Origin of the sequence: Salinimicrobium sp. WS361, from assembly GCF_050750585.1 — a bacterium.
GTDB lineage: Bacteria > Bacteroidota > Bacteroidia > Flavobacteriales > Flavobacteriaceae > Salinimicrobium.
In genome coordinates this window covers 127,377-144,099 of record NZ_JBOJLM010000005.1, presented here as the reverse complement: position 1 = coordinate 144,099, position 16,723 = coordinate 127,377, and the positions used below count along the sequence as shown (strand labels likewise).

The 16,723-nt window shown below is 41.5% G+C and carries 15 protein-coding genes and 1 other RNA gene; 8 read left to right on the top strand and 8 right to left on the bottom strand.

Annotated elements, in window-relative coordinates:
* Positions 1 to 11: 11 nt before the first annotated feature.
* Positions 12 to 521 carry a hypothetical protein gene (locus ACQ93I_RS06720; protein WP_431697786.1) on the bottom strand — a complete coding sequence of 170 codons (510 nt, stop codon included), beginning with the start codon at positions 519 to 521 and terminating at the stop codon, positions 12 to 14.
* Between the two features lie 494 nt (positions 522 to 1,015).
* On the opposite strand from ACQ93I_RS06720, the gene pdxH reads away from it, so the two are divergent.
* The 4 genes from pdxH to ACQ93I_RS06700 are packed head-to-tail and all read left to right on the top strand — an operon-like array spanning position 1,016 to position 5,162.
* Positions 1,016 to 1,660 (top strand): pyridoxamine 5'-phosphate oxidase, encoded by a 645-nt coding sequence (pdxH, locus tag ACQ93I_RS06715; RefSeq protein WP_431697784.1) that lies wholly within the window; start codon positions 1,016 to 1,018, stop codon positions 1,658 to 1,660.
* 2 nt (positions 1,661 to 1,662) lie between these two features.
* The gene (locus ACQ93I_RS06710; protein ID WP_431697783.1) at positions 1,663 to 2,148 is read left to right on the top strand and encodes a SixA phosphatase family protein; all 486 of its coding nucleotides are present in this window, start codon (positions 1,663 to 1,665) and stop codon (positions 2,146 to 2,148) included.
* Positions 2,149 to 4,257 carry a polyphosphate kinase 1 gene (gene ppk1 / locus ACQ93I_RS06705; RefSeq protein ID WP_431697782.1) on the top strand — a complete coding sequence of 703 codons (2,109 nt, stop codon included), beginning with the start codon at positions 2,149 to 2,151 and terminating at the stop codon, positions 4,255 to 4,257. It begins immediately after the preceding gene.
* On the top strand, positions 4,254 to 5,162 hold the full coding sequence (locus ACQ93I_RS06700) for a Ppx/GppA phosphatase family protein (RefSeq protein WP_431697781.1): 909 nt from the start codon (positions 4,254 to 4,256) through the stop codon (positions 5,160 to 5,162). Before ppk1 ends, ACQ93I_RS06700 begins: the two co-directional genes overlap by 4 nt.
* Here ACQ93I_RS06700 and ACQ93I_RS06695 read toward each other — a convergent pair.
* Together ACQ93I_RS06695 and ACQ93I_RS06690 are read right to left on the bottom strand one after the other, a co-directional pair.
* Complete coding sequence (locus ACQ93I_RS06695; protein ID WP_431697780.1) at positions 5,149 to 5,730, bottom strand: tRNA-(ms[2]io[6]A)-hydroxylase; 582 nt, start codon at positions 5,728 to 5,730, stop codon at positions 5,149 to 5,151. The two genes, ACQ93I_RS06700 and ACQ93I_RS06695, sit on opposite strands and share 14 nt — an antisense overlap.
* On the bottom strand, positions 5,730 to 7,673 hold the full coding sequence (locus tag ACQ93I_RS06690; protein WP_431697778.1) for a DNA polymerase III subunit gamma/tau: 1,944 nt from the start codon (positions 7,671 to 7,673) through the stop codon (positions 5,730 to 5,732). Before ACQ93I_RS06690 ends, ACQ93I_RS06695 begins: the two co-directional genes overlap by 1 nt.
* A 150-nt stretch (positions 7,674 to 7,823) precedes the next feature.
* Between ACQ93I_RS06690 and rnpB the strand changes: the two genes are divergently transcribed.
* Positions 7,824 to 8,166, top strand: an RNA gene (gene rnpB, locus ACQ93I_RS06685) — RNase P RNA component class A.
* 388 nt (positions 8,167 to 8,554) lie between these two features.
* Here the strand turns inward: rnpB and ACQ93I_RS06680 are convergent.
* The 3 genes from ACQ93I_RS06680 to ACQ93I_RS06670 are packed head-to-tail and all read right to left on the bottom strand — an operon-like array spanning position 8,555 to position 10,549.
* Positions 8,555 to 9,088: an RsmD family RNA methyltransferase gene (locus tag ACQ93I_RS06680; RefSeq protein ID WP_431697777.1), complete on the bottom strand. Its 534-nt coding sequence runs from the start codon at positions 9,086 to 9,088 to the stop codon at positions 8,555 to 8,557.
* Positions 9,085 to 9,915, bottom strand: coding sequence for a DUF3822 family protein (locus ACQ93I_RS06675; RefSeq protein WP_431697776.1), 831 nt, complete (start codon positions 9,913 to 9,915; stop codon positions 9,085 to 9,087). The genes ACQ93I_RS06680 and ACQ93I_RS06675 overlap by 4 nt, the downstream gene beginning before the upstream one ends.
* Positions 9,899 to 10,549: a hypothetical protein gene (locus ACQ93I_RS06670; protein WP_431697775.1), complete on the bottom strand. Its 651-nt coding sequence runs from the start codon at positions 10,547 to 10,549 to the stop codon at positions 9,899 to 9,901. The genes ACQ93I_RS06675 and ACQ93I_RS06670 overlap by 17 nt, the downstream gene beginning before the upstream one ends.
* Positions 10,550 to 10,665: 116 nt before the next feature.
* Here ACQ93I_RS06670 and ACQ93I_RS06665 point away from each other — a divergent pair, with 116 nt between their 5' ends.
* The 3 genes from ACQ93I_RS06665 to ACQ93I_RS06655 all read left to right on the top strand — a co-directional run bounded on the left by ACQ93I_RS06665 (position 10,666) and on the right by ACQ93I_RS06655 (position 13,853).
* Positions 10,666 to 12,105, top strand: a complete 1,440-nt coding sequence (locus ACQ93I_RS06665) for an ATP-dependent DNA helicase (protein WP_431697774.1) — start codon at positions 10,666 to 10,668, stop codon at positions 12,103 to 12,105.
* A gap of 47 nt (positions 12,106 to 12,152) precedes the next feature.
* On the top strand, positions 12,153 to 12,914 hold the full coding sequence (kdsB, locus tag ACQ93I_RS06660; RefSeq protein ID WP_266070654.1) for a 3-deoxy-manno-octulosonate cytidylyltransferase: 762 nt from the start codon (positions 12,153 to 12,155) through the stop codon (positions 12,912 to 12,914).
* Between the two features lie 93 nt (positions 12,915 to 13,007).
* Complete coding sequence (locus tag ACQ93I_RS06655; protein WP_431697773.1) at positions 13,008 to 13,853, top strand: DUF2911 domain-containing protein; 846 nt, start codon at positions 13,008 to 13,010, stop codon at positions 13,851 to 13,853.
* A 103-nt stretch (positions 13,854 to 13,956) separates the two neighbouring features.
* Here the strand turns inward: ACQ93I_RS06655 and ACQ93I_RS06650 are convergent, their stop codons facing one another.
* Positions 13,957 to 14,928: a Gfo/Idh/MocA family protein gene (locus ACQ93I_RS06650; RefSeq protein WP_431697772.1), complete on the bottom strand. Its 972-nt coding sequence runs from the start codon at positions 14,926 to 14,928 to the stop codon at positions 13,957 to 13,959.
* Entirely contained in the window at positions 14,925 to 16,625 is a 1,701-nt protein-coding gene (locus ACQ93I_RS06645; protein ID WP_431697771.1) for a sodium:solute symporter, read from the bottom strand. The genes ACQ93I_RS06650 and ACQ93I_RS06645 overlap by 4 nt, the downstream gene beginning before the upstream one ends.
* Positions 16,626 to 16,723: the final 98 nt, after the last annotated feature.

Genomic DNA, 16,723 nt, shown 5'->3' with positions numbered 1-16,723 from the left:
GTGACAGCTTCTTATTCGGGAGTTGAGATAACATATAGGATCTTTACATTCCCCACATTTGAGAACATGTTGCTAATCCTTGTTGCACTACATTCAAAAGTGCACTCAATAAAAATGTATTCGAGATTTGTGAAACTCTGAAGTGTACTTAGATCAAATGAAGCATTGAGATCTGCTTCGTTTTCTACTTTAAGTTTTAGGAGTTTTACATTATTAAATCCGGGATTGGCAGTAGATAGGTTTTGAAAGTTGCCCGGGCTTAATTCTGCTTTTACAGGAGCTTCTTCTCCAAGAATCTTATATCCCGAACTTCCAATAAAAATAGTGGGGTTAAGATCATAGACTAATGCAGAGATCTCTTCTACCTCACTTTTATTCATTTCACTGGAATAAGTAGCCGGTGAATCTTTAAGACTACCAAAATCTACAACAGTATAATTTTGACTGAAAGCGTTTATAGATACTGAAAGACAGATTAAGGTTAATCCAAAAATTTTAATGAAAGTCATATTCTTGATCATAGTATGAATGTTATTGTTGAACAGAAAAAAGGAAGCCATAGGTTGAGAGGAAGGAGCAGAAAATCTCCTGAAGGCGATAGCCGATAGTTGTAGGTTTTTTGAGGTTATATTATAAGTTTTGAAATAGATTTGGGGGGGAGAAATCTTATTTCTGAAGGTAAATGTATTTTCTAATTTCTGTTAAAAAAAGAAAATTCAAATCTTTTAGATGTAGTGTGGGGTTTTACGGACAAACAGCACAATAACAGTAAATTATAAGAGGCTCTAAAGGCGGGCAGTGATTAATTTAAGACTGCGTTATCTTCAATATAAATGTGAAATAAGTAAGAAAAATAATATTAAAAACTTCTTATTTTTTAGGTGTCCACCCCGTGAAATTAAAGGGGTGAAGGAAAATTGTAGTCAGATTTTAGAGCCAAATAATTCTTACAGGATTTGCCATTTTTGACCCTGCGGTTTAGCGTTGTGAAACCTATATTTTGTAAATTGGCAATATGAAAAATAAGCTTCACGAATACCGTAAACTCTATCAGAAACATGAGTTGCTGGAAGAGGAAATCCCTAAAGATCCCTTTGAATTATTTCATGTGTGGATTAGGGAAACCGAAACAAACAAAGAAGTTGAAGAAGTCAATACAATGAACCTCTCTACCGTTGGATTGGATGGTTTTCCCATGTCACGCGTAGTGCTTCTTAAGGAATATGATGACGAAGGATTTGTGTTCTATACCAACTATGAATCTGAAAAAGGTAGGTCTATAGCGAAAAATCCCCGGGTTTGTCTTTCTTTCTTCTGGCCAAAATCTGAACGGCAGGTGATGATAAAAGGAATAGCTGAAAGAACTTCTGAAGAAGAATCTACCACCTACTTCCATTCGAGGCCACGTGGCAGCCAACTGGGAGCCTGGGCTTCGCAGCAAAGCTCTGTAATTCCTTCCCGCGAATACCTTCAGAAAAAACTGGAGCTTCTTGAAGAGGAGTTTGATGGAAAAGATATTCCAAAACCTGTATATTGGGGAGGTTATAAAGTCATACCTTCGGAATTCGAATTTTGGCAGGGTAGGCCAAATCGCCTGCATGACCGTATCTATTACAGTAAGGAGGGAGAGGCATGGAAAATGGATAGATTAGCACCATAATTATGAAAAAACTGATTCTTGTTAGACATGGTAAATCCTCATGGGAAGAAGATTTGCCCGATGCTGAACGCACTTTAAAAAAGCGGGCCTTTAAAGATGCCGGGCTGGTTTTAAATGCCTTTTCAGGTTTTCGGGAAAAACCATTGAAGATATGGAGCAGTTATGCAACGCGTGCGCTAGATACCGCCAGGATCTTTCAGAAAAGACTGGAGGTTGAAGACAAAGTTTTTACAATTAAGAAGGAGCTTTATACTTTTGACTCCAATACACTTCTAAACATTATTACTGCATGTGATGATGATGTGGATTCTCTTATGGTATTTGGTCATAACCCAGCGATCACAGGGGTTACAAATCAATTAGGAGATCAGTATTTCTCTAATATTCCCACTACAGGCTTGTGTGTGATAGCGTTTGAAGCTGAAAAATGGCAGGAGATAAAAGATGGGCAAACTCTTTTATACCTTTTCCCAAAGAATTTAAGATAAATGGAAGAAAATCAGTACATCAACAGGGAGTTGAGTTGGTTGCAGTTTAATGCAAGAGTGTTGCAGGAAGCTGCAGACAAAACAGTGCCATTGATTGAGAGGCTGAGATTTCTTGGAATCTTTTCAAACAACCTCGATGAGTTCTTCAAGGTACGGTATGCTACTATTAAACGGATTGATCTCGCCGGAAAAGGCGGAAAGAATGTTCTGGGAGGAATAAAAGCCAACCAGCTTCTTGAAGAGATCACCGAAATTGTAATTGAGCAGCAAAGCCAGAGTTTAAAGATCCTGGATGCCATTCAGAATAAACTGAAAGATCACAACATCTTTATTATAAACGAGAAGCAGGTTGCAAAATCTCAACAGGCTTTTCTTAAAAATTTCTTCCTTCAAAAAGTGAGCCCTGCACTGGTAACCATCATCCTTAATGATCTTGATGAGTTACCACGCTTAAAGGATAGCGCGGCATACCTCGCCGTAAAGATGACCATGAAAGATCCCGTCCCAAAAAGGGCAAATTCGGGCGTGCTTCCAAATCAGGCGAAAGAGAAGAAATATGTACTTATCGAAATTCCCCGGAGTATTGAACGTTTTGTTGTGCTCCCAAAAGATGGAGACCGGCAGTATATTATTCTGCTAGACGATCTTATCCGCTACCATCTGCATTCCATTTTCAACATTTTCGAATACGAGAGTGTCACTGCTCATATGATCAAAATTACACGCGATGCAGAACTTGATATTGACAGTGACCTTAGCAAATCTTTTATTGAAAAAATTTCGGCAAGTGTAAAAGATCGCATTGAAGGGGAGCCGGTGAGATTTGTGTACGACATGAATATTGATCAGGACACCCTTCAGTATCTCATGAGTAAGATGGGCATTGATGCGACCGACAGTATTATACCCGGCGGCCGGTATCACAACAGGCGTGATTACATGAATTTTCCCAGCCTGGGAGGAGAAGAGCTGCAGTACAAATCTTATGAACCCCTTCCAATTCCGGGTTTGATCTTACAGGGTAGCTTGTTTAAAGAGATCGCAAAAAAGGATTTCTTGTTGCACACTCCTTACCAGTCTTTTTCTTATACCGTAAAATTCCTGCGGGAAGCAGCACTCGATCCGGCAGTAAAATCGATCAAGATCACCATTTATCGCCTGGCTAAGATCTCTCACATAGCAAGTTCATTGGTAAATGCAGTTAAAAACGGAAAGAAAGTAACTGTACAAATCGAACTTAGAGCGAGATTTGATGAAGTGGCCAACATTAAATATGCAGAGCAACTACAGCAGGAAGGTATCAACCTCATTTTTGGGGTTAAAGGTCTTAAAGTGCATTCTAAAGGCTGTGTAATTGAGAGACTGGAAAATGAGAAAATGATGCGCTACGGCTTTATAAGCACCGGAAACCTGAATGAATCTACTGCGCGGGTATATTCCGATCTCACCCTTTTTACAAGTAATCAAAGTATACTCAAAGAAGTCAATAAGGTTTTTGACTTCTTTGAGGTAAATTATAAAGTAAGCCGGTACAAACATTTACTGGTTTCCCCACATTATACCCGCAGTGGCCTGGTTAAGTTGATTCAGACAGAAATTGACAACGCCAAAGAAGGAAAGTCATCGGGTATCAGGTTGAAGTTAAATAGCTTATCTGATTATTCTCTAATTGATAAGTTGTATGAAGCCAGCAGGGCAGGAGTGAAAATGAAACTCATTGTGCGCGGTATTTGTTGTCTCGTACCCGGAGTGGAAGGTATGAGTGAGAATATTAAGGTGATAAGCGTCGTAGATAAATACCTGGAGCACCCAAGGATCTATATTTTTGAAAACGCCGGAAATCCCAAAGTGTATATATCATCGGCAGACTGGATGACGCGGAATATGGATTACCGTGTAGAAATAAGCTGCCCTATTTATGATAAGACTATTCAAAAAGAGTTAATAGAAACTTTTGAAATTTGCTGGAGCGATAATGTAAAGGCCAGGGTGATTTCTATTAAGCAGGATAATGCTTACCGGCGCAATAACAAGCCGGCCCTAAGGTCGCAATTTGCATTATATGATTATTATTTAAAAAAACTGGAAACCGAAAAAGAGAAAGTTTGATCAACCAAAGAAAGTTTGCAGCCATAGATATTGGATCTAACGCAGTGAGATTGTTAATAATGACAATCACCGAGCAGGAGCACAGAGAACCCATCTTCAAGAAAACCTCCCTTGTGCGGGTGCCAATAAGGCTGGGAGCTGATGTGTTTCTTACCAAAAATATTTCCGAAGAGAATATCAAACGTATGGTTGATACCATGCAGGCTTTCAAATTGTTAATGCAGTCGCATAAGATAGAGAAGTTCAAGGCCTGTGCCACCTCGGCCATGCGGGAATCTGAAAATGGGGAGGAAGTGGCGCAGCTTATTTTGGAAAAAACAGGAGTAGAGATCAATATTATAGATGGTAGCGATGAAGCTGCGATCATTGCCGCGACCGATCTTCATGCGCTCATCCAGACAGACAAGACCTATCTTTATGTAGATGTAGGGGGTGGGAGTACCGAGTTTACGCTTTATTCAAAAGGAAAGACCGTTGCTTCCCGTTCATTCAAACTGGGAACAGTAAGATTACTTGAAAACATGGTTTCGCAGGAAGTATGGGATGAGGTAGAAGAGTGGATCAAGAAGATTACCCGTAACTACACGAAAATCGATCTTATAGGCTCAGGTGGAAACATCAACAATATCTTTAAAAGCAGTGGTAAAGCCAATGGGAAACCTCTTAGTTTCCTATATCTGAGCTCTTATTACCAACTTTTGCAATCTTTTACCTACGAAGAACGTATCACCGAGCTTAACCTGAATCAGGATAGGGCAGATGTGATAGTGCCAGCTGCAAAAATATATCTCTCGGCTATGAAATGGACGAGAGCCAGGCGAATCTATGTACCTAAAATAGGACTTTCAGATGGGATTATTAAATCTCTGTACCAGGAGGCACTGGAAGAGGCTAGCCGTGCATAGTTTCCTTTTTGCCAAGCTCTTTCATGATTTCGGCCTCAAATTCAAGTAGATTTTGCCATTTTTGGTCCACCTCTTTGCGGTCACCGTATTGCCGGGCAAAATTGAGAAACATCGTGTAATGATTGGCTTCACTCACCATTAAGCTGCGGTAGAATTCTGCCAGTTTCCTATCCTCAAGATTTTCTGAAAGTAACCGAAAGCGTTCACAACTGCGCGCTTCAATTAATGCTGCGTAAAGTAGACGGTGCGTAAGGTTTGTAAGTCGGCTTCCGCCCTTTGGGAAGAAGGTCAGCAGTTTTAACACGTATTCATCCTTTCTGTCCCTGCCAAGGGTTAGCCCTCGCTCCAAAATACGATCGTGAACCATTTTAAAATGCCCCATTTCCTCTCTCGCTAAAGCAGTCATAGCCGTGACAAGCTCTGAATATTCCGGGTGGGTAACAATAAGTGAGATGGCCGTAGAGGCAGCTTTTTGTTCACAGTAAGCATGATCTGTAAGGATCTCCTCAATATTCTTTTCAACGATATTGACCCATCGCGGGTCTGTGGGTAATTTTAGACCTAACATTATATATCTAAATCAAATGTGGAACGTAACTTTTCGATAAGCGGGTTTTTCTCCCTTAGTTTCTCGAATTTTTCAATGGGTGTAAATGCAAATTTCTTTTCAGCTTTTTCATTTACCGTGACCTTCAGTTGTATGTGTGTATTTTGAAGTTTTTCCTTGAGAAAACCCATCAAATGATACTGCACTTTCTCCAGCTCCAGCTTCATGGTTTCGTTGGGAAGTTCAACACAAATATTTTTCCCCATAAGGGCAGGAGTGTCAGTATGCATGATCGAAGCCAGGATCTTTTCTCCTTTATCGTTCTGCTCTTCGCTAAATTGCTGCCAGGCTGCCTGCATTTGTTCTTCTGTAAATTTGCCATTTTTGACAACTTCCTCTTCAGCTTTAATCTCCCGCTTTTGAGCTTCCAGTTCTTTTTTCTTCTGAATACTCTTCAAAGAAAGTCCCGATACCTTTTTGGGAGCAGGTTGTTCAGCTATAGCTGTTTTCTCTTCGGAATCTTTTACGGATGTTTTTGCGGAAGGAACACCGGCAGCAGCAGGGTCTAAAATAGCATTTTCATCTGAAATTTTTTCTCCGGCTGAAGTTTCCGGGGTTGAAGTTACAGCTGTTTCAACTGAAGTTTTTTCTTCGGCTGAAGTTTCTGGTGTAGCTGGCTCTTCTTTCTTAAGTTCAGGAGTTATGGGAGCACAATCGGCAGCGGACCCTGCCGGTGCCGGTTTTGGTAGCTGGGCTTCAGTGGGTGCGGCCGAATCTCCTTTAGCGTATTCGTTGTTGACAACTACTTCTTTCTCTTTGGAAGAAAGCTTAAGTGCCGGAGCGGGAATGGGAGCTCCGGTAAAATGGTTTGGCGGAATTATGTAGCTGCTATCCTTTTTTTTTTCGTCGCTAAAAGTGACTGAGGCTAGTTGCATGAGACAAAGTTCCACCAAAAGCCGTTGATTTCGGCTGCTCTTGTACTGTAGATCACACTGGTTGGCCAGCTCTATACCCTTCAGAAGAAAAGAGGAAGAAGCTTCCTGAGATTGCCTGTAGTACAAAGCTTTGGTATTGTCTCCCACTTCAAGAAGGTTGATGGTCTTGGGATCTTTACATACCAGTAGATCTCTAAAATGTGATGCAAGCCCCGCAATGAAATGATGCCCGTCAAAGCCGTGGCTCAAGATTTCATTGAATAATAAAAGTAGCTGCGGAATGTCATTTTTTAGAATTAGATCTGTAGCAGAAATGTAGGTGTCGTAATCGAGTACATTCAGGTTTTCGGTAACTGCCTGCCTGGTGAGGTTTTTACCACTAAAGCTCACTACCCTGTCGTAAATAGAAAGCGCATCTCTCATGGCGCCATCAGCTTTTTGGGCAATGATGTGCAGTGCATCGTCTTCGGCTTCTACGCCTTCCTGTTCTGCAATGTAGCTCAGGTATTGTTTGGCATCTTTTACCGTTATCCTTTTAAAATCGAATATTTGACAACGGGAAAGAATAGTAGGGATGATCTTATGCTTTTCGGTAGTTGCCAAAATAAAAATGGCGTGCCTTGGCGGCTCTTCAAGCGTTTTGAGGAAAGCGTTGAAAGCGGCCTGAGACAGCATGTGCACCTCATCTATGATATAGACTTTGTACTTGCCAACCTGGGGCGGAATTCGCACCTGGTCAATTAAATTCCGGATATCGTCTACCGAGTTGTTTGAAGCGGCATCGAGTTCAAAGATATTGAAAGCAAAATCTTCATTGGGATCCTGATTTCCATCCTGGTTGATCTTTTTGGCAAGAATACGGGCGCAGGTAGTTTTCCCAACCCCACGCGGACCTGTAAAAAGAAGTGCCTGTGCCAGGTGATTATGTTCAATGGCGTTGAGTAGCGTGTTGGTAATAGCCTGCTGGCCCACAACATCTTTAAAAGTTTGAGGACGGTATTTTCTGGCCGAGACTACAAAGTGTTCCATTGAAATGTTTTAGATGCACAAATATAAAAATACAAAACCGAAGCCGGGAATTATCACCGGGTTTTTATCCACAATTACCTGTTTACTTGCTTAAGCGTACACGTGTATTTCATACCTCTCAAAAATGACATTATAAGTGTATATTTGCAGCAAGCAGACCGCCTTATCGCTGCCCCGGCACCAATACTATTGGGATGGGGTGGAGGAAAGTCCGGACACCACAGGGCAGCATTGTGGGTAACGCCCATCACCTTCTTTGTAAGGGAGGACCAGTGCAACAGAAAGGATGTACAGATAATGCTGTAGTGAAATCAGGTAAACTCTATGCGGTGCAATGCCATGTATACCGGCTGTTAAGAATTGCCCGTTCGTTGCCGGAGGGTAGGCAGCTAAAGGCTTTTGGTAACAAAAGCTTCAGATAAATGATAAGGGCTTCATCCCGATAGATATCGGAGTTGGAGTACAGAATCCGGCTTATAGGTCTGCTTTTTTATTCTTCTCTGCAATAAGGTTATTTACCCACTTTAAAGCAGATTCGAGATCGCGAAAAATTTCATAAGGGATCTTGGAAAATTGTTTTTCAAAGGTGGCAGATTTAAAAGCTGATTCCTTTTTGCAAATTATCCCAACTCCTGCAAGATTCTTCTCTTTGTGCAGATTGAGGTTAACTGTGGGATTAACATTGTAGTCATTAATCCGGTTGGCAAGATAAACATAGTATTTTCCGTTGTAGAAACTTGAACAAGCTTCAACAAGATCGGTCATTTTCTTTCCTTCCAAAACCTGTCCTTCCCTGGGTTGGGAAAAAACGTAGTTTGGATAGAATTCGAGAACGGTGAATTCCAACTCAACTATTTTAAGAGGTAAACACATCTTCTAAGTTAAGAAAAAAAACTAAAAACTGAATTACCGTATTTTCTTACATTTTGAAAATGTTCTATATGGGAAAGATCTATTCTTTTACTATGCTCAATGATGAGGGAGCCGCCTTCTTCCAGAAGCCCTCTTGAAAATGTTGTTTCTACAATTTGTTGAAGAACGTCAGCCTCAAAATCGTAAGGCGGATCGGCAAAAATGATGTTAGCAGTTTCGGTGGTAGCTTTAAGAAATTTGAAGACATCACTTTTTACAGTTCTAACAGGTAAATCGAGCTCTTCAGATTTTTTGTTGATGAACTTTACACATTCAAAGTGAGCATCAACTGCAATGATCTCTACTGCGCCGCGGGAGCCAAACTCGTAAGTAATGTTTCCGGTACCACTAAAAAGATCTATCACTTTTAAAGCCGAAAAATGGTACTGATTGTTCAGGATATTGAAAAGCGCTTCCTTGGCAAAATCTGTAGTAGGTCTTACCGGAAGTTTTTTTGGAGCGATGATCTTTTTCCCTTTATGTATTCCTGAAACTATTCTCATTCGAGTGCTTTAAAAAGAGTGTAATGCATATAACCTTTTGGAGGTTCTTCTTTGCCATTAAAAATGTAACCAAAAGAACTTTGAAGGAACTTAATTTCCTTCACATAAGTGTATGCAATTTCGTAATAATCTGATTTCTCCCTTATCCTTCCTAAGAGGATCAATTCAAAACTGGAAGGATCAAGATCAAGCTGTTCTGCGCAAAAGAGCAAATAATAAATAAAATCTTCGCGGCTGTTGCAGTTAAAGCTGTTTGCCAATATTAATTTTCCCTGTTGGTACACAAGCAGGTCATAACCTCCGGGAAAACAGTTGAGGTAAACCCTTGTGCCTTCTTTTTGGAAGCGGTTTTGAATTTGAAATTCTTCTGCCAGCACACTTACGCTGTGGCGGTATTCAAATTCCCCATACCTGTCAAAAAAGAAGTTATTGATATTGGTGTAAGGAATATATACGTTCACAATTTCTGCGGAAACAATATCGTCCTTTGCTACATAATCGGTCTCCAGGATCTTGGTGTTGTACTTGAGATATTCCGAAGCATTTTCCTCTTCAAAGAATTCGATAGGTACAAGGCTGTACAATTCATTCGAAAAAAGCACAATAACCTCAGGGTTTCCACTACTCAAAAAAGGCTCCTGCTCGTACTGTTTTTCTATTTGCTGCAGCACCTGTGCCGGATTGAGTTTTCGGGAAAAGAGGATGTCCCTGAAAAAAACAATCCTTTTTTCATCTTTAGACAGGGCACAAAAAGAAAGTCCATTCAGGCTAACCTGAATGGACAACTTTATATTTTCGTAGTTTATTTGCCTACTCTGCGTCACCATATTTTAAAGGCCAGTTACCGCTGGTTTTTACTTCTTCCATAGAACCAACGCTAATGGCAGGGCCGTTTACGTTGTCTACAGATACAACCTGCTGCTCCTGGTTTACAAGATCTTTGTCTTGATCGTGAAGTATCACTTTCTTAGAAACTTTTGCTTCAAAAACAGGGATTTGAGTACCACTCTTATCAAGAGTACCTGCATCAAGTTCAAACCTGGCATCTACTCCTTTAATAGGAACGTTCATCATTGTCTTGTAACGATCAGATCCTTTGAAAAGAGAGTCTTTTACAGATTTGTATCCAAGAGTGTCAACTACTACAATTTCAACTCTTCGGTCAACCCCGTATGTCTTTCTGTATTCTTCATCCATTACGGTGGTATCCCTTCTTTGTGTAAGGGTAAATTGTGCGGTATCAATAAACCGAACTAAATTTTCCCAATTGCCTTCAAATTCTCCCGTCACCGTACGGTGTGCGAGTTCGGCATCTCTAATATCTTTAAGCTTTTCTATTACTTTGGCATATCTTGCCTCCTTAACTTTATTAAATTGTATAGGCTCGTAAACAGAATTAAAAACCAGGTATCCCAGGAAGATGATCACAATCCAAAGAACTAACTGAATGACAAGTTTCATGCGGGTGCAGTTTAAGATTTATTTTAGTATCCACGCAAATCTACAATTTTTTTTTATTCACAAAAGATTCTTCAGAAAAAAACCTTGTTATCTTTGGGCTTCGACGGAAAATGATCATGGAAAAACTAAACGCTGCCACATTCTATAAACTCTTATTAAAAGATCTCAAATTTGAAGCTAAAGTAAAACAGGATATTGCGCTGCAGCAGCTGGCGACTTTTGTAATGGAAGGCAGTAAAGAATCTTTATTTCTTCTTAAAGGTTTTGCCGGTACAGGGAAGACTACAATTATAAGTTCTTTAGTAAAAAACCTGTGGCAGGTCAAAAAAAGTGGCATCCTGCTGGCGCCAACAGGCCGGGCGGCGAAAGTAATTGCCAACTATTCGGGCCGTGAGGCTTTTACCATTCACAAGAAGATCTATTTTCCGAAGAAAAAATCGGGTGCCGGGGTAAGTTTCGTGCTGCAGCCCAACAAGCACCGCAACAGCATCTTTATTGTCGATGAAGCTTCAATGATCCCCGATGTCAATAACGACGCCCAGATGTTTGAAAATGGGTCTTTGTTAGACGACCTGCTTCAGTATGTCTACTCGGGCCACAACTGCAAATTGATCTTTATAGGAGATACTGCCCAGTTACCACCGGTAAAGCTTGAAGTGAGCCCCGCACTTGAGGAGCAAAAACTTCAGAATACATACTTAAAAGAAGTAACGCATATAGAACTTGATGAGGTGGTTAGGCAAAGTGAAGAAAGCGATATTCTGCACAATGCAACCTTGATCCGGGAGGCCTTAAGAGAAGAGTTCTATGAAAGCTTCAGGTTTGAATTGAGCAATAAAAAAGATGTGGTGAGGCTTATAGACGGGTATGAGATCATGGAAGCCATTGAAGATTCTTACCGCAACCTGGGGCACGAGGACACCACAATTATAGTGCGATCTAACAAGCGTGCAAACCTCTACAACCAGCAAATAAGAAACCGTATTTTGTTTCAGGAAGAAGAGATCTCTTCGGGAGATTATTTGATGGTGGTCAAGAATAACTATTTTTGGGTGAAGCCCAGTAGCGAAGCCGGTTTTATTGCCAATGGTGATATTATTAAGGTGCTGGAAATCTTTGCGATAAAAGAATTGTATGGCTTCAGGTTTGCCGAGATCAAGGCGCAAATGGTAGATTACCCCAACATGCAGCCCATTGAAACGGTAGTGCTGCTGGATACCCTTGAAAGTAACCACCCATCGCTGACTTATGAAGAGTCAAACCAACTCTACCAGGAGGTGATGAAAGATTATGAAGAAGAACGTACCAAGTACAAGAAGTTTTTAAAAGTGAAGAACAACAAGTACTTCAACGCCCTGCAAATTAAATTTTCTTATGCCATGACCTGTCATAAATCACAGGGTGGGCAATGGAACACCGTTTTTGTGGAGCAGCCCTATCTTCCCAACGGGGTAGATAAAGATTACCTGCGGTGGTTGTATACTGCGGTTACCCGGGCACAGGAGAAGGTCTATCTCATAGGATTTAAAGATGATTTTTTTGCCGCGGCTAATTAAAGTTTTAACCAGAATTTCTTCGGAAGTATAACAGAAAATACAAAATTATGTCTACGCAACAACCTCTTCGTATTATTGCCATGATCCCGGCGCGGTATGCCGCTACACGTTTTCCGGGGAAACTGATGCAGGATCTGCACGGGAAAACTGTCATTTTACGAACTTATGAAGCGGCCATGAAAACCGGCCTTTTTGAGGAGGTATATGTGGTGACCGATAGTGACGTGATCTTTGATGAAATAAGCTCCAACGGCGGAAATGCCATAATGAGCAAAAAAGAACACGAATGTGGCAGTGATCGTATTGCTGAAGCCGTAGAAGATATGCCGGTAGATGTGGTGGTGAACGTACAGGGAGATGAACCCATGATAGACACCGAAAGCCTTAGGCTGTTGCTCGATGTTTTCCGCGGAAAAGATGCCGACCTCATAGATCTGGCTTCTCTAAAAGCTCCTCTGGCCGACAAAAAAGACATTTTAAACCCCAATAATGTCAAGGTAATTACCAATAAGAACGATTTTGCGCTTTATTTTTCCCGTTCTCCCATTCCTTATCCGCGTGATGAGAATACCGGCGTTACCTGGTACAAACACATAGGGATCTATGCCTTTAGGAAACAGGCTTTGATGGATTTTTACCGCCTGCCAATGCTGAAGCTGGAAGCTACCGAGAAAATTGAGTGCATCAGGTACCTCGAGTACGGCAAGAACATAAAAATGGTAGAAACTGAAGTGAAAGGTGTAGGCATAGATACTCCCGAAGATCTTGAAGAAGCGAGAAAGATCCTCTCCAAAAAAAATGAGCACTAAAAATGCCATTTTTGACACCTTATGTCACAAAAAATATTTGAGTAGTTCATTCAGGAAATTCTATATATTTGGATAAACTCACCTTAAATATTTATGAAAAAAATCACTCTTTTTCTTTTTGTAGGGCTCATCAGCAGCTTTGCTATCGCCCAAATTCAGGTGCCGCAGCCCAGTCCTTCTGCTAAGATTGAGCAAGAGGTTGGCCTTACCAATGTAACAGTTGAATATTCCCGCCCGGGAATGCGCGGCAGGACCATCTTTGGTGATCTTGTGCCTTATGGCGAGAAATGGCGCACAGGTGCCAATAACAACACTACAATTTCATTTGATACCAATGTGGTGATTGACGGGAAAGAACTCAAAGCAGGAACTTATGCCATTTATTCCATTCCGAAGGAAAACGAATGGGAAGTGCTCTTTTACGAAGACAGTAACAATTGGGGTTTGCCGCAAGACTGGCAGGACAGTAAAGTTGCTCTGCGGGCCACCGCTCCTGTCCAGGAAATGCCAATGACCATGCAAACGTTCACTATTCTTATTGATGAGCTTCAAAATGACTCTGCCGTACTGAACTTTATCTGGGAAAATACTATTGCTACCCTGCCTTTTGAGGTGCCTACTGATGAGCGTGCCATGGCAAGTATTGAGCGGGTAATGAACGGCCCTTCTGCAGGAGATTACTTTGCAGCAGCCACCTATTTTCACGATGAAAAGAAAGACCTTAATAAGGCTTACGAATGGATCAAAAAAGCGGTAGAAATTGGTGGTGAAGATGCCTATTGGGTAGTGAGAAGAAAAGCCTTAATTGAAGCCGATCTAGGTAAAAAGAAAGAGGCTATTGCAACTGCTAAAAAATCTTTGGCCGCTGCCGAAAAAGCAGGGAATAAAGATTATGTAAAGCTCAACCAGGACTCTCTTAAAGAGTGGGGAGCAATGTAAAATAACTCTTTTGATCTTTTAAAGAGGCTGTGAAGAAGCAAAAAAATGCCATAAGACCCTGAGTGAATCAGGTGGCAAAAATGCCTTTTTACAGCCTCTTTTTTTAGTATTCCAGCCTAATCTTTTTCCTGATATCATCGAGCATTGAAATGAGTTCCCGGCTTTTGTCAAAGCTCATCACATCGCTTTCCGTTTTGCCTTGTCTCAGCATTTCCTGCACATGCCGTGCTTCGTATTCATATCCAAATGAAGCAACATCAAAGGTCTTTGATTCTGTTCCTTCAGCCGTTGTGATCACAACTGTTGAGGGATTATGCCACTTTGATTCGATCTTTATCGTAGCTTTCTCAAGCTCAAAATAAGCAGTTGTTGGCGTATCTTTAGTGACATTGCTGTGAAGTTCAGCTTTGGCCCCGTTGGGATAGGAGAAAACCACGTCGCAGACTTCATCCACTTCTGTTTTGCTCATTTGGGCAGTAGCTTCCACTTTTTCGGGCAAACCAAGGGTGTGCAGGGCAAGAAAAACAGGGTAGATCCCAATATCGAGTAAGCTGCCCCCGCCAAGACTCTTCCGGAAAAGCCTGCTGTTCTCATCAAAAGGAAAATAAAACCCGAAGTCGGCACTAAGATATTTCACCTTGCCGTACTTCCCCGAATCCAGGATCTCGCAAAGATATTTTATGTGAGGTAGAAACGGCGTCCACATGGCTTCCATTAAAAACACATTGTTTTCTTTGGCGGCCGCGATCATTTCCTCCACCTGTTGCCGGTTTATGGCAAAAGGTTTCTCGCATAGAACAGCCTTTTTGTGTTGCAGGCAAAGCAGTGTTTGTTCGTGGTGAAAAACGTGGGGAGTGGCCACATAAACCACGTCAATTTCCTCATCTCGCAACATTTCTTCGTAAGAGCCGTAAGCTTTTGTAGCGTCGTTCTCTTTGGCAAATTCTTCTGCCCGTTGCAGGTCCCGGCTCGCTACCGCATAGAGATTTGCATCTTCAACTTCCCTGAGGCTGGTAGTGAATTTTTTAGCTATTTTTCCGGGCCCAATAATACCCCAGTTTATTTTTTGTGTCATGAGTCAGTTAGTTTTTTTGGCATTTTTGGAAGGAAAACCTGCAGGATCACAGCCAAATAAATTACGAGAAAACATCCCGCCAGGTTGAGCCATAAATAAGGCATGACCTCCAGAAAATAAAGCCTGATAATGATTACCTGCGTGATTAAAGCAGCAATAAAAACTGCTGTTCCTTTTACATACTTTATAAAGAATGCCAGTAGGAAAATCCCGAGTACATTTCCGTAGAAGATAGATCCAATGATGTTTACCAGCTGAATAAGATTATCAAAAAGATCGGCGACACTGGCAACAGATATGGCAATAAGACCCCAGCAAAGTGTGAAAAATTTTGACATACGTACGTAATGTCGCTGGGTCTTTTCTCCCACATTTCGTTTGTAAAGGTCGATCATGGTGGTAGAGGCCAGGGCATTTAATTCGGAAGCTGTAGAAGACATTGCTGCGGAAAGGATCACCGCCAGCAGCAGGCCAATCAAACCGCGCGGCAGGTTGTTCAGGATAAAGTGGATGAAAACGTAATCTTTGTCGTTGGTTTCAATTAAAGGATCGGCTTCTTCAATAAGTTGTGTAGCTTCCTGCCGCACCTGCAATTCGGCAGCATTCAGTTGTACCAGGTCATTTTTAAAGCTTTCCCTGTCTCCTTCTGAAAATTTTCCGGCATTGGCATAATTCAAAGATTTCTGTTGTTTTTGATCCTGAATTTTTTTCAGTTCCTCCTGAAGGTTATTGTATTCCGAAGACAATTCCGAAGTACTCACCGCATTTGTAGCCGCCGGATTAAAGTTTAACGGTGAATAATTGAACTGATAAAAAACAAAAACCATAACTCCAACCAGCAAAATAAAGAACTGCATGGGGACTTTTAACAGGCCGTTGAAGATGAGACCCAACTGACTCTGCCGTACAGATTTTCCTGAAAGATAGCGCTGCACCTGACTTTGATCTGTTCCAAAATAGGAGAGGGCAAGAAAAGTCCCGCCTATGATGCCGCTCCAAAAGGTGTACCTGTTGTCAAAATCGAATGAAAAATCTATTACGTCAAGTTTTCCGCTGGCACCGGCAATTTCAAGGGCTTCGGTGAAACTAATTTCTTCCGGTAGGTATTGAATTATCAGGATCAAAGCTGCGACCATTCCGAAGAATATCACTGCCATTTGCTGTTTCTGGGTAACATTTACAGCTTTTGTTCCGCCCGAAACCGTATAAATAGTAACGAGTACCCCAATGATGATATTGAGGGTTGTGAGGTTCCAGCCCAGCACCGCCGAAAGAATGATTGCGGGGGCAAAAATAGTGATTCCGGCAGCCAGCCCTCGTTGGATAAGGAAGAGCAAAGCCGTGAGGGTACGGGTCTTGCGGTCAAACCTGGATTCCAAATATTCATAGGCGGTATAAACTTCGAGCCGGTAATAAATAGGAATGAAGACCATACAAATGATGATCATGGCAATGGGAAGCCCAAAATAGAACTGCACAAAGCCCATCCCGTCGTGAAAAGCCTGTCCGGGTGTGGAGAGAAAAGTGATTGCACTGGCCTGGGTAGCCATGACCGACAGTCCCACCGTCCACCACCTGGCTTCGTTGCCTCCCCGAATATAATCCTGGACATCTTTACTGCCGCGGGTTTTATAAACTCCATAGATCACGATGAACGCAAGAGTACCGGCTAAAATGATCCAGTCTATAGTTTGCATATCAGGTGAAGATTGTCATTAAAATGTAAAACAGGAGAATATAGGCGGCATTGGCGAGGAGCACAAGGCTGTATGCTTTTTTCCACTTGTATTTTTGG

What these genes read in the sequence shown, in the direction of transcription:
- ACQ93I_RS06650 (WP_431697772.1), bottom strand. Translation starts at nt 14,928, where the DNA reads ATGACACAAAAAATAAACTGGGGTATTATTGGGCCCGGAAAAATAGCT.
- ACQ93I_RS06675 (WP_431697776.1), bottom strand. Translation starts at nt 9,915, where the DNA reads ATGGTGACGCAGAGTAGGCAAATAAACTACGAAAATATAAAGTTGTCC.
- ACQ93I_RS06655 (WP_431697773.1), top strand. Translation starts at nt 13,008, where the DNA reads ATGAAAAAAATCACTCTTTTTCTTTTTGTAGGGCTCATCAGCAGCTTT.
- ppk1 (WP_431697782.1), top strand. Translation starts at nt 2,149, where the DNA reads ATGGAAGAAAATCAGTACATCAACAGGGAGTTGAGTTGGTTGCAGTTT.
- ACQ93I_RS06695 (WP_431697780.1), bottom strand. Translation starts at nt 5,730, where the DNA reads ATGTTAGGTCTAAAATTACCCACAGACCCGCGATGGGTCAATATCGTT.
- ACQ93I_RS06645 (WP_431697771.1), bottom strand. Translation starts at nt 16,625, where the DNA reads ATGCAAACTATAGACTGGATCATTTTAGCCGGTACTCTTGCGTTCATC.
- ACQ93I_RS06690 (WP_431697778.1), bottom strand. Translation starts at nt 7,673, where the DNA reads ATGGAACACTTTGTAGTCTCGGCCAGAAAATACCGTCCTCAAACTTTT.
- kdsB (WP_266070654.1), top strand. Translation starts at nt 12,153, where the DNA reads ATGTCTACGCAACAACCTCTTCGTATTATTGCCATGATCCCGGCGCGG.
- ACQ93I_RS06665 (WP_431697774.1), top strand. Translation starts at nt 10,666, where the DNA reads ATGGAAAAACTAAACGCTGCCACATTCTATAAACTCTTATTAAAAGAT.
- ACQ93I_RS06670 (WP_431697775.1), bottom strand. Translation starts at nt 10,549, where the DNA reads ATGAAACTTGTCATTCAGTTAGTTCTTTGGATTGTGATCATCTTCCTG.
- ACQ93I_RS06720 (WP_431697786.1), bottom strand. Translation starts at nt 521, where the DNA reads ATGATCAAGAATATGACTTTCATTAAAATTTTTGGATTAACCTTAATC.
- ACQ93I_RS06680 (WP_431697777.1), bottom strand. Translation starts at nt 9,088, where the DNA reads ATGAGAATAGTTTCAGGAATACATAAAGGGAAAAAGATCATCGCTCCA.
- ACQ93I_RS06710 (WP_431697783.1), top strand. Translation starts at nt 1,663, where the DNA reads ATGAAAAAACTGATTCTTGTTAGACATGGTAAATCCTCATGGGAAGAA.
- pdxH (WP_431697784.1), top strand. Translation starts at nt 1,016, where the DNA reads ATGAAAAATAAGCTTCACGAATACCGTAAACTCTATCAGAAACATGAG.